Origin of the sequence: Mycobacterium sp., assembly GCF_035697385.1 — a bacterium.
Classification (GTDB): domain Bacteria; phylum Actinomycetota; class Actinomycetes; order Mycobacteriales; family Mycobacteriaceae; genus Mycobacterium.
In genome coordinates, this window is record NZ_DASSCY010000372.1 from 1 (window position 1) to 11,341 (window position 11,341).

Consider the following 11,341-nt stretch of genomic DNA (forward strand, 5'->3'; position numbering starts at 1 on the left):
CGGGTCGGGCAAGCCCACCGCTTCGAGTAACTCGATGACGCGCGTGGTCGCCTGCCGCCGGGTCATGTTGCGGTGTGTCTCAAGCGATTCCGTGATCTGTCGTTCCAGCGTGAGCAGGGGGTTCAGCGACGTGCCGGGATCTTGGAACACGAAGCCTATACGGCCGCCGTGAATGCTGCGAAGCAGCCGCGCAGACGCGCCGACGAGCTGCGCCGAACTCGATTCACCCGCAAGCACACTCGAGCCCGCGACAACCGCACCCGGGGTGTCCAGCAGCCCAGTCGCCGCGAGAGCCGTCATCGACTTGCCGGACCCGGACTCGCCGACGATGCCCAGCGTATGTTCACGCTGCACGTCGAACGAGATGCCGCGGACAATCTCGTGTCGGCCGATGCCGACACGAAGGTCGCGCACGGCAAGCACCGGGTCGGTCATTGCTTCCTCCGCGCCTCGATCATGGTGCGCTGCTTCGGATCCAGCACATCGCGCAGGCCGTCACCGATCAGATTGAAGGCCAGCACGGTGACGAAGATCGCGGCGCCCGGGAACACCGCCATCCACCACGCCAGCGTCACGAACCCCTGCGAATCGAAGATCATCCGGCCAAGCGACGGCTGTGGCGGCTGGATGCCCAACCCGAGGAATGACAGCGCCGCCTCCGACAGGATCGCGAACGCCAGCGACAACGACGTCTGCACGATCAGCGGCCCGGCGACGTTGGGCAGGATGTGGCGGCCCAGGATGTACAAGTGGCCGGTACCCATCGCCCGAGACACCTGAACGAACGGTTCGACGCGCACACTCAGTGTGCTGGCGCGGGCGACCCTCGCGAAAATCGGTGTGTAGACAATGCCGATCGCGAGAATCGTGGTCGTGACGCCCGGCCCGAGAACCGCCACGACGGCGAGCGCGAGCAGCAGCACGGGGAACGCGAACATGACATCGACGATGCGCATGACCACCGCGTCGAGCCAGCCGCCGCGGTAGCCCGCCACGACGCCGACGGTGACTCCGACCACGACGGCGAACGCCACGCTCACCACCGCAACCCGCAGCGACGCCTGGATGGCCACCAGCACGCGGGAGAAGACGTCGCGGCCCAGCTCGTCGGTGCCGAACCAGTGTGCGCCACTGGGTGATTGGAGTGCATTCGGTACGTCGGTGTCGTTGACGCCGAACGGGGCGAGCCACTGGGCCGTCAGTCCGACGATTGCGATGACGGTCAGGACGACGGTGCTGGCGAGGGTCACGGGATTGCTCATCAGTAGTCGCCATGAGGCAACCCGAGTGGTGTCGGTTGTCGTCATGCGAGCCGGATCCTGGGATCGACGACCGCGTAGAGCACGTCCACGATCAGATTGATGAGCAGGAACAAGGCCGCGATGAGCAGCACCGCGCCCTGGATGACCGGATAGTCGCGGGCCGCGACGGAGTTGAACACCAACCGGCCCAGTCCCGGCCAGGCGAACACCACCTCGACCACGATCACGCCGCCGAGGATGGTCGCCAGCTGGATGCCTGTGATGGTCAGCACCGGGATCAGCGCGTTGCGCACGGTGTGGCGGAAGGTGACGACCCGCGGGGACAGGCCCTTGGAGCGGGCGGTGCGCACGTAACCCATCGAGGCGACCTCCAGCACCGCCGCGCGGACGTAGCGGGTCATGATCGCTCCGGCCACCAGGCCGACGGTCAGGCCCGGCAGGACGACGTGGCGCAGCCAGCCGGCCGGATCGTCAAGCAGGGGAAGGTATCCCGACGTCGGCAGCCAACCGAGCGTCGACGCGAACAACCCGATGAGCAGGATGCCCATCCAGAAATCGGGGATCGAGACGCCGAACTGGCTCGCGATCCGGACCACCGCGTCGCTCAGCCGGCCCTCGTGCAGCGCCGACCAGATTCCCGCGGGCAGCGCGATGGCGAGTGCGATGAGGATGCCGACCAGCCCCAGCGAGACGGTCGCGGGAAGACGCTCGAGCAAGGTGACGGTGACGGGATCGCCGTCGCGGAAACTGACTCCAAGGTCGCCGGTGAGCGCGGAGCCCATGTAGCCGAAGAACTGCTCGACGATGGGCCGGTCGAGCCCGCTCGCTGAGCGCAGCGCGGTGTAGGCCTCCGGCGTGTAGCGGGTGCCGAGCGCGACGCGCACCGGATCGCCGGGCACCAGGTGCACCAGCGCGAACACCGCGACCAGAACGCCGAGCAGCACCGCGAGCGAGTAGAGCAGCCTGCGCGCGACGAAACGTGCGGTCGGATGGGTGAAGACTGCCACGTCAGCTGCCGCCGTCTGGCGACAGGCTGGCAGTGCGGAATCGGATGGCCCGGTCGCGGCGGGCGTCGTACCCCGTCAGGCTGGGGGTCCAGGCCTGTAGCACCGACGGGTTGTACAGGTAGATGTAGCTGACCTGGTCGGCGATGATGGTTGCCGCCTTGGCGTAATCCTCGGCGCGCGTGCGTCGGTCGGTCTCGACACGGGCTGCGTCGAGCAGTCGGTCGACTTCGGGATTGGAGAACTTCTGCGCGTTGCTCGTGCCGTTGGTGTGATGCTGCGCGTAGTAGAAGTCGTCAGGGTCGATGTTGCCCAGCCAGCCCATCATCAGCATGTCGAAGTTGCCGCGGTTCTGTTCGTCCAGCCAGGTGGCGAAGTCGACAGTGCGGATGTTCACCGTGATGCCAAGTGGCGCAAGGTTATCGGCGATGATCTGCGCCGCAGTGACGGTCTCCGGATATTCGTTGGTCACCAGCATGTCGAGATTTCGTGGGGAGGCCTGTGCCTCGCGCAGCAGACTTTTGGCCTTCTCGATGTCGCGGGTGTAGGTGTTGTACTCGGTGTACCAGGGATTGCCCTTCGGTATCGCGAGCTGGTTGACGTCAGCGGTGCCGTAGCTGGTGGCCTGCACGATGGCGTCGCGGTCGATGGCGTAGGCGATCGCTTGTCGCACGCGCACGTCGTTCCACGGCTCACGCGCCTCGTTGAGGGCGAAGTACCAGTAGTCATTGCTCGGCAGCTGCGCCAGCGTGATCGATTCGTCGTCGCGCAGCTGTGCGACGCGTTCGGTGGGAATCGAGTCGGTCCAGTCGACCTCGTCGGCCTGGAGCGCCGACAGCGCGGTCGACGGCTCGGAGATGAACCGGAACGTGACCCCCGAAACCTTGGGCGCGCCAGCCCAATAGCCGGGGTTGGCCTTCAACGTGATCGAGTCACCACTCTTGTGAGTGTCGAACGCGAACGGTCCCGTCCCGATCGGGTGTGTGGCGATCTGGCCGCTTTCAACATTTTTGCGCTGAACGATCGCCATGCCCTTGAAGCCGCCGAGGTTCGTCAGCAGATTGGGGGTCGGCTGTTTCACCGTGAGCCTGACGGTGGCCGGGCCGGCGGCGTTGACGTCGGTGACCGCGCTGAACTTGTCGACGTTCGCCAGCTTTTCGTCCATGATGCGGCGGTAGGAGTACACGACATCGTCGGCGGTGAACGGGCTGCCGTCGTGGAAGGTGACGCCGTCGCGCAGGTGGAACGTCCAGGTGCGCTGGTCGGGGCTGACGTCCCACGACTCGGCAAGGGCCGGTCGCATCTCGAGGTTCTCGTCGGGCTCGACGAGCGTGTCGAAGACGTTCTCCAGGACCTCGAAGGAGAAATAGGCGGTGGTCTTTTGGGGGTCGAGCTGGTCGGGCTCACCGGCGATGGCGGCGGCGAGGTTTCTCGGCGCCTCGTCGCCGATGTCGACCCGCTCACCGGTTGAGCACGCCGTAAGCCCAACTACGAGCGCCGTGACGACGCCGATCGCGCTCAACACCGCTGGACTCTTCAACGCCATCACCCCGTAATCGTCGCCTTCGGCTCTCTACCCAACCCCGGCTGCTGCCCAAACGCCAGCCAGCCCAAACGCGTGACTTTGCTCTGTCGACACTGAAATACTCACCCGATGAGGACCATCACTCGTGTGCTCGCCGCGGCCGTCGTCTTCGCTGGTATGGCGCTCGTTGGGCCAGGTCCCGCGCAGGCCGACGACCATAAACACCCCGAAGTCCCGGAAGGGATCTACACGGTCAACGTGGACGGGCAGGCGACGACCGAGTGGAAGCTGTTTCCGGTGTGCGTTCCAACCGTCGGAGATCTACGGGAGCCGCTCTACATTCCCGTGTCGTGCCGGGTACATGTGACGGCGACAGGTCGTCCGGGCGCCGACGCCGTTATGGTCAGCGGCCTGTGGACCTTCGAGTTCAAGGCTACTGATAACCGGACATGCCCCGATGGCAGCAAGGCCGACCAACGGGAGATCTACTCCTTCCACGGGATCACGCTCGTCGGCAACCTCAAGATCATCCATGGCGCGGTGTGCGGCGAGCAGCCTGGGATGACGACTATTCCGCTGACGCTGGCGTTCAAGCAACCGCTGACTCCGGTCGACCGCTACCCGCTGATCTGCGAGCCTGGCGGACTGCGGCGCTGCTTCTGACGCCACGTGCCGCGCTCGGTGGGACGTCGCGCGGGCCGAGGCCTGCGCGCCACCGAACGGTCGACCACTGGTGTCCCGCTGCTCGACGGCAAGGTCATCGATCTGACCGGTCCCGGACTAACCGACCGTTGGGGCGTCACGTGCACTGACCTCGGGGCGTGCGTCGTTGCGCCGAACGGCAAGCTCGTGTCGGTCTTCGGCGATACGTTCTCGGGTCGCAAGGTCGGCGAGGGTGACTGGCGTTCCCCGGTCGTTCTGATCGGCACCGGCGACGCCGACCACGAAATCGTCTACGAACGGGCCGGCGGCGAGGACCCCGACTACGCGCGCCAGCTGTGGCACTACACCCACGACGACGCCGCCACCGGATGGACCCGCGGCGGCATCAGCACGGTCATCCCGTCCGACCTGCTGCGGGTCGGCGACTCAATCTACTTGCACGCCATCGTCAATCGCGGATTCGGCACCGTCATCTGGACCGAGATCTGGCGCTCAGACGACAGCGGTATCTCGTGGACGCATATGGGGGAGAAGGCCAAGTTCGACGCCGATCTGCATGGCGGTCACGCACAGTGCTGGTCGTGGGACTACGACCCCGACGACGACTGGGTGTACGTGGTAGCCACCGGTTTTCAGCGCGACAAGGGCATCATCCTTATGCGCGTGCGTCCGGAGCACATCGGCGATCGCTCGCGCTACTCCTGTTGGGGTTATGCCGACGGACACTGGGCCTGGCGGAACCACGCAAGCCCCATTACGCCGGACGGTGAGAAGTGGGGAGAGCTGACGTTTCGCCGGATGGCACAAGGCAAATGGATCCTCGGCGGCTTCCTTGCCTCCAAATACGCGCTCGGCTACCGGGTGGTGGACTCACCGGTCGCGAACATGCACACGACGCCGGTGCAGACGCCTGTGGTCGGTTCGGCGTGGGACGGCGAGGATCACCTGAACAACCGTGTCGCCCAGCTCTACGGCGGCTATGTGCTGCCCGGCTCTCGGTTCGACATCAAGGGCGGTGTCGGACTGGTGGTTTCACAGTGGCACACCAACGTCGGATGGCCTTACCGCGCAATGCAATTCAAAGCACCGTTGAGGGACACCACGAAGACGGTGGAGCCGCTGGACCCGGTCAACCTGTGACGGCTATGCGGTGAATCCGCCGTCGACGTTCCAGTTGGCGCCGGTGACAAATGACGCCTCCGGTCCCGCCAGATAGCTGACCACACTGGCGATGTCGCGCGTCTGACCGTAGCGGCCGAGCGACGTCATCGGCCGCGCCCAATCGGCGAATTCACCGTCTTCTCGGTTCATCTCCGTGGCGATCGGGCCGGGCTGGACGTTGTTGACTGTGATGCCGCGCGGGCCGAGCTCGCGGGCCAGCCCTCGGGTGAGGCTTGCGACCGCTCCCTTGGTCATGGCGTACACCGCCAGGCCGGGCACGGGCACACGGTCGGCGTTGACGCTGCCGATGTTGATGATCTTGCCACCGTCGCCGAGGTGAGGAAGCGCCCGTTGGATGGCGACGAACACGGCGCGAACATTGACGGCCACCAACCGGTCGAACTGCTCGAGCGGGAAGGACTCGGCGTCATCGGCATAAGCCACGCCCGCGTTGTTGACCACCACGTCGAGACCGCCCAACTGCGCGACGGCGTCGTCGACGGACCTGGCGACCTGCTCGGCGTCGGCGCTGTCGGCCTGAATCGCGACGGCCTTTCCGCCTGCCTCGCCGACCTGGGCGACGAGCTTCTCGGCTTCGGCTGCTGACGCCCCGTAGGTGAATGCCACCGCGGCACCGTCGGCCGCCAGCCGCCGCACGATCTCCGCCCCAATACCCCGCGACCCGCCGGTCACCAATGCTCGCCGTCCGTCCAGTGATGCTGTCATGTCGGTGTCAATGCGATAAGGCTGACGATCATTCCCGTTATGGCGGACCGATGGTCGTGAGCCAGCCTATGGTGAAGCCGTGAGTGAATCGCATAAGAAGCGAGTTGTCGTCTGGGGCACCGGTTTTGTCGGCAAGATGGTGATCGGCGAAATCGTCAAGCACCCACTGTTCGAACTCGTCGGTGTCGGCGTGAGCAACCCCGACAAGGTCGGCCGCGACGTCGGCGAGATCTGCGGCCTCGGAACGGAGCTCGGGCTGGCCGCGACCGACGACGTCGACGCACTCATCGCGCTGCGACCGGACGCTCTGGTGCATTACGGCCCCACAGCCGCGCACGCTCTCGACAACATCGCCCTGATCAGCCGCTTTCTGCGGGAGGGCATCGACGTCTGCTCGACGGCGATGACCCCCTGGGTTTGGCCGACCATGCACCTCAACCCGCCCGACTGGATTGAACCCATCACGACAGCGTGTGAGCTGGGCGAATCGTCGTGCTTCACCACCGGCATCGATCCCGGTTTCGCCAACGACCTGTTTCCGATGACGCTGATGGGTCTTTGCTCGGAGGTCCGCAAGGTCCGCGCGTCCGAACTGCTCGACTACACCGACTACGAAGGCGACTACGACTTCGAGATGGGCATCGGCAAGCCGCCCGAGTACCGGCCGCTGCTGGAAAACCCGGACATACTGATATTGGCTTGGGGCGCAACGGTTCCCATGATCGCGCACGCGGCTGGCATCATGCTCGACGAGATCACCACCACATGGGACAAGTGGGTAACGCCCACCGAACGCAAAACCGCGAAGGGCGTCATCGCCGCGGGCAACGTCGCGGCGGTGCGGTTCACCATCAACGGGGTCTACAACGGCGAAACGCGCATCCAGCTGGAGCACGTCAACCGCATCGGCAACGACGCCGCACCCGACTGGCCGTCGGGCAACGAGAACGACGTCTACCGCGTCGACATCGAGGGCACGCCGAGCATCCGTCAGGAGACCGCGTTCCGGTTCACCGACGGGTCCGGGCGAGACGCGGCTGCGGCGGGCTGCCTCGCGACGGGCATGCGCGCCCTGAACGCCGTGCCCGCCATCAACGATCTTTCGCCAGGGTGGGTCACCGCACTGGATCTACCACTGATTCCCGGTGCGGGAACCATTCGCTGAGTAACGCCAAGTCCGTCAAATGAGATTCAATACCGGATAGGGTTCTTTTCGAGACGGAGTGACATGTCTGACGGGGTAGGGCTGTCGATTGGCGCCACCAATCTGACGGCGGTTGTAGTGGGGCGGACCGCGTTGAAGCGGTCGCCGGTGCTGACGCTGTACCCGCACCGGCCGCCCGAGGTCGGGGTGCCCAGCGAAAACCCCAACCTCACCGAGCGGGGTCTGATCATCACCGACTTCGTCGATCGGGTAGGCGACCCGATCGGCATCGTCGCCTCGGACGGCTCCACACATCGCGCCGACGCGCTCCTCGCTGACGCGCTGCGGGCCATGCTCGTCGCCGTCGGTGGCGGCCGCCCAATCGCCGACCCGGTCGCTGTGACGTATCCCGCGCACTGGCGGCCGGCCGCCGTCGATGCGCTGCGCAATGCGCTGGCCGAGATGCCGGAATTCCAGCGACCCAAACCGGCCCCTGCGGTCTCCGACGCCACCGCGGCGCTGACCGCACTGCAGGACGATCCTGGCGTGCCGACGCGTGGCGTCATCGCGCTGTGCGATTTCGGTGGCAGCGGCACCAGCGTCACGCTGGTCGACGCCGGCAACGGGTTTGCGCCGGTCGGGCCGACGGTTCGACACACCGATCTGTCCGGTGACCTCATCGACCAGGCGTTGCTGACCCGCGTCATCAACGACCTGTCCGCCGCGGGAACCATCGACCTTTCGGGTACTTCCGCGATCGGCTCGTTGTCCCGGTTGCGGGCGCAGTGCCGCGGCGCCAAGGAACGCCTGTCGACCGCCGCGGTCACCTCGCTTGTCGCCGAACTGCCCGGGCATCGCACCGATGTGCGGCTGACCCGCAATGAGCTTGACGAGTCCATCCGAGAGCCGCTAAACGAATTCGTCGGCGTGGTCCAGGAAACAGTGGACCGCAGCGGAATTCGGCCGGCCGACCTTGTCGCCGTCGCGTCGGTAGGCGGCGGCGCGCGCATACCGTGCATCACCACGGCGCTGTCCGAACACTTCCGGGTGCCGGTGATCACCACCGCCCAGCCCGAGTTGACGCCCGCGATCGGTGGCGGGCTGGCGGCCGTGCGCGGCACGGTCGAAGAGGGCATGACGTCGATGGCCGCCGCAGCCCCCGCCGCTGCAGTGGCAGCCGCAGCTACTCAAATGGCGCCGGAGGCCGACCCCGGAGACGCGGCGTCGAGCACGTTCCGGGCGCTGGCGTGGTCCGATGCCGACGACATTCCGGACGTGGCGCCCACCGACCCCTACGACTACTCAGCGCCCGCCGATGCCGGCGGTTTCACCGACGCCCGACCGCCGGTGCAGTTCGAGCACGAACCGTATGAGCAAGAGGCGGCGCCTTTGCCGTGGTACCGGCGGCCCGTTGTGCTGCTCGGAGCGGGGGCGGCGGCCGTCCTGGCTTTGCTCTTGTTCGCGGTCCTGTTCGTCATGCGCGACGACAGTGCCCCGACCCCGGCGTCGACCACGGCTCCGGTCACGACCACCACCCCGACGCCGACGACCACGGCCGCCGCGCCTCCGCCACCGCCGCCGGTGACGCAGGCTCCGCCGCCTGAAACGCGTACCGTCACGCGGCAACCGCCGCCCGTCACCCAGACGCAGGCACCGCCTCCACCGCCGCCGACGTCCGAGCCACCTCCGCCGCCGCCACCTCCGCCAACGACGGAGCCTCCGCCACCGACGACGACGGCGCCTCCGACGGAAACGACGCCGCCGCCGCTGATCCCGACCTTGCCGTACGAGACGATCCCGGGTCTGCCGTTCGTTCCGGCGCCCATCCAGCCGCCGCCGCCATAGGCTCGCGGCATGACCCAGACGGACGGTTTGCTCTTCGATCCGAACACCTACGATCCTGCGCAGTTCGACGACGAGACCCGTCGGCTGCTGCGCGCGACGATCGACTGGTTCGAGGGCGTTGGCAAGAAGCGGATTCTCGACGACGACCTGACGGCGCGCTGGCCCGCCGACTTCGTCGAGTTCGTCAAGCGGGAGAAGTTGTTCGCGACGTTCCTCACCCCGTCGGAGTTCGCCGACGGCAACCCGGACAAGCGCTGGGACGCCGCGCGCAACGCCGCGCTCTCGGAGATCCTCGGCTTCTACGGCCTGACCTACTGGTACACCGAACAGGTCACCATCCTGGGCCTAGGACCGGTCTGGCAGAGCAGCAACGTCGACGCCAAGCGGAGGGCCGCGCGTGACCTCGAGGCGGGGCATGTGATGGCGTTCGGGCTGTCCGAGCGCGAACACGGTGCCGACGTCTACAACACCGATATGGTCCTCACACCGGCCAGCGCCGAGGACCGCGCCAACGGCATCCTGTACCGGGCGTCGGGGGAGAAGTACTACATCGGCAACGGCAACGTGGCGAGCCTGGTGTCGGTATTCGGCCGCCGCGGCGACATAGACGGCGACTCAGACAGGGATCAAGGCTATGTCTTCTTCACCGCCGACAGCCGTCACGAGAACTATCACCTGATCGACAATGTTGTGCACATGCAGATCTACGTCAGCACGTTCCGGCTGGAGAACTATCCGGTGCGCGAGTCCGACATCCTGCATACCGGAGTGGAAGCCTTTGCGGCGGCGCTGAATACGGTCAACATCGGCAAGTTCAACCTATGTACGTGTTCGATCGGCATGGTCGAGCACGCCTTCTACGAGGCGATCACGCATGCCCAGAACCGGATCCTGTACGGCAGGCCGGTCACCGAATTCGCCCATGTGCGAGCGAATTTCGTCGACGCGTATGCGCGGCTGGTAGCGATGAAACTGTTCAGCCAGCGGTCGGTCGACTATCTGCGCAGCGCGAGCCTCGACGACCGGCGCTACCTGTTGTTCAACCCGGTGACCAAGGCCAAAGTCACGATGGAGGGCGAGACGATCGTGCGGTCGTTGCACGACGTGGTGGCTGCCAAGGGATACGAGAAGAACACGATGTTCCGCGAGGTAGCGCAGCTCATCGGGGCGCTGCCGCGACTGGAGGGCACCGTGCACGTCAACGTCGGTCTTGTGCTCAAGTTCATGCCCAACTACATGCTGAATCCGAAAGAGTATCCCGAGATTCCGACGCGCAACGACCCTGCGGACGACGTCTTCTTCTGGAACCAGGGACCGACGCGCGGTGCCGGCAAGGTGCAATTCGCCGACTGGGCACCGGTCTACGAGAAGCATGCGAGCATCCCGAACGTCGGCCGGTTCTACGAGCAAGCCCAGGCGTTCAGGACGTTGCTCACCACGGCCGCTCCGGATGCTGAACAGCAGAAGGATCTGGACTTCCTGCTGAACGTCGGCCACTTGTTCTCACTGATTGTCTACGGGCAGTTGATCCTGGAGCAGGCCGCGTTGACCGGACTCGACGACGATATCGTCGATGCGATCTTCGACTTTCAGATCCGCGACTTCAGCACGTATGCCGTTGTGCTACATGGCAAGCCGAGCTCAACGCAAGCGCAGCAGGACTGGGCTGTCGGTGCGATCCGCAAGCCGGTGCCCGACGCCGAGCGCTTCGACCGTGTCTGGGAGCGAGTCAAGGCGTACGACGGCGCCTACGAGATGCGTCCCTGACGGGCGGTCAGGCCTTGGGCCAGTCGGCGCGGGGTGTGCGGCAGCGCGGGTTTGGGCGCCGGCCTTGATTTCACGATGCGGTCAGTACGCGTATCGTGAACGGATTTCCTAATGCCCCAGCTTATTTGAGGGCCCGATAACCGACTTAGTTGTTGGCCGGTGGTGGTTGTGGTTGGAAGGGTTGGTACCACCACCAGTCGGCGCGCTCGCCGGTGGGCCCCGGGCATGGTGGGACAGCGGGCGG

At 66.0% G+C, this 11,341-nt stretch carries 11 protein-coding genes; 5 read left to right on the forward strand and 6 right to left on the reverse strand.

All coding sequences use genetic code 11. The features are described from left to right. The 4 genes from VFH65_RS30945 to VFH65_RS30960 form a co-directional block, all read right to left on the reverse strand. Positions 1-435, reverse strand: a 435-nt coding sequence (locus tag VFH65_RS30945) for an ATP-binding cassette domain-containing protein (RefSeq protein ID WP_353327184.1), incomplete at its 3' end; no start/stop codon positions are given. Next, positions 432-1,307 (reverse strand): ABC transporter permease, encoded by an 876-nt coding sequence (locus tag VFH65_RS30950; RefSeq protein ID WP_353327186.1) that lies wholly within the window; start codon positions 1,305-1,307, stop codon positions 432-434. The genes VFH65_RS30950 and VFH65_RS30945, both read right to left, overlap by 4 nt. Beyond that, positions 1,304-2,269: an ABC transporter permease gene (locus tag VFH65_RS30955; protein ID WP_353327188.1), complete on the reverse strand. Its 966-nt coding sequence runs from the start codon at positions 2,267-2,269 to the stop codon at positions 1,304-1,306. Before VFH65_RS30955 ends, VFH65_RS30950 begins: the two co-directional genes overlap by 4 nt. A gap of 1 nt (position 2,270) precedes the next feature. Then, positions 2,271-3,812, reverse strand: coding sequence for an ABC transporter substrate-binding protein (locus VFH65_RS30960; RefSeq protein ID WP_353327199.1), 1,542 nt, complete (start codon positions 3,810-3,812; stop codon positions 2,271-2,273). Positions 3,813-3,920: 108 nt separating this feature from the next. On the opposite strand from VFH65_RS30960, the gene VFH65_RS30965 reads away from it, so the two are divergent. Together VFH65_RS30965 and VFH65_RS30970 are read left to right on the forward strand one after the other, a co-directional pair. Further along, a complete protein-coding gene (locus VFH65_RS30965) occupies positions 3,921-4,454 on the forward strand; it encodes a hypothetical protein (protein WP_353327189.1) in 534 nt (177 codons plus the stop codon). Positions 4,455-4,496: 42 nt separating this feature from the next. Next, a complete protein-coding gene (locus VFH65_RS30970; RefSeq protein WP_353327201.1) occupies positions 4,497-5,594 on the forward strand; it encodes a DUF4185 domain-containing protein in 1,098 nt (365 codons plus the stop codon). Between the two features lie 3 nt (positions 5,595-5,597). On the opposite strand, the gene VFH65_RS30975 is transcribed toward VFH65_RS30970, so the two are convergent. Then, complete coding sequence (locus VFH65_RS30975; RefSeq protein WP_353327191.1) at positions 5,598-6,341, reverse strand: 3-oxoacyl-ACP reductase family protein; 744 nt, start codon at positions 6,339-6,341, stop codon at positions 5,598-5,600. Positions 6,342-6,420: 79 nt separating this feature from the next. On the opposite strand from VFH65_RS30975, the gene VFH65_RS30980 reads away from it, so the two are divergent. The 3 genes from VFH65_RS30980 (at position 6,421) to VFH65_RS30990 (ending at position 11,097) form a co-directional block, all read left to right on the forward strand. Further along, entirely contained in the window at positions 6,421-7,506 is a 1,086-nt protein-coding gene (locus tag VFH65_RS30980) for a dihydrodipicolinate reductase (RefSeq protein WP_353327193.1), read from the forward strand. 63 nt (positions 7,507-7,569) lie between these two features. After that, positions 7,570-9,330, forward strand: coding sequence for an Hsp70 family protein (locus VFH65_RS30985; protein ID WP_353327195.1), 1,761 nt, complete (start codon positions 7,570-7,572; stop codon positions 9,328-9,330). A 9-nt stretch (positions 9,331-9,339) separates the two neighbouring features. Continuing rightward, complete coding sequence (locus VFH65_RS30990; RefSeq protein ID WP_353327197.1) at positions 9,340-11,097, forward strand: acyl-CoA dehydrogenase family protein; 1,758 nt, start codon at positions 9,340-9,342, stop codon at positions 11,095-11,097. Positions 11,098-11,242: 145 nt separating this feature from the next. On the opposite strand, the gene VFH65_RS30995 is transcribed toward VFH65_RS30990, so the two are convergent. After that, positions 11,243-11,341 (reverse strand): hypothetical protein (locus VFH65_RS30995; protein ID WP_353320502.1); only part of this gene is annotated, 99 nt, incomplete at its 5' end.

Coding starts and splice junctions, on each gene's coding strand:
- VFH65_RS30950 (WP_353327186.1), bottom strand. CDS start 1,307: ATGACGACAACCGACACCACTCGGGTTGCCTCATGGCGACTACTGATG.
- VFH65_RS30985 (WP_353327195.1), top strand. CDS start 7,570: ATGTCTGACGGGGTAGGGCTGTCGATTGGCGCCACCAATCTGACGGCG.
- VFH65_RS30965 (WP_353327189.1), top strand. CDS start 3,921: ATGAGGACCATCACTCGTGTGCTCGCCGCGGCCGTCGTCTTCGCTGGT.
- VFH65_RS30975 (WP_353327191.1), bottom strand. CDS start 6,341: ATGACAGCATCACTGGACGGACGGCGAGCATTGGTGACCGGCGGGTCG.
- VFH65_RS30960 (WP_353327199.1), bottom strand. CDS start 3,812: ATGGCGTTGAAGAGTCCAGCGGTGTTGAGCGCGATCGGCGTCGTCACG.
- VFH65_RS30990 (WP_353327197.1), top strand. CDS start 9,340: ATGACCCAGACGGACGGTTTGCTCTTCGATCCGAACACCTACGATCCT.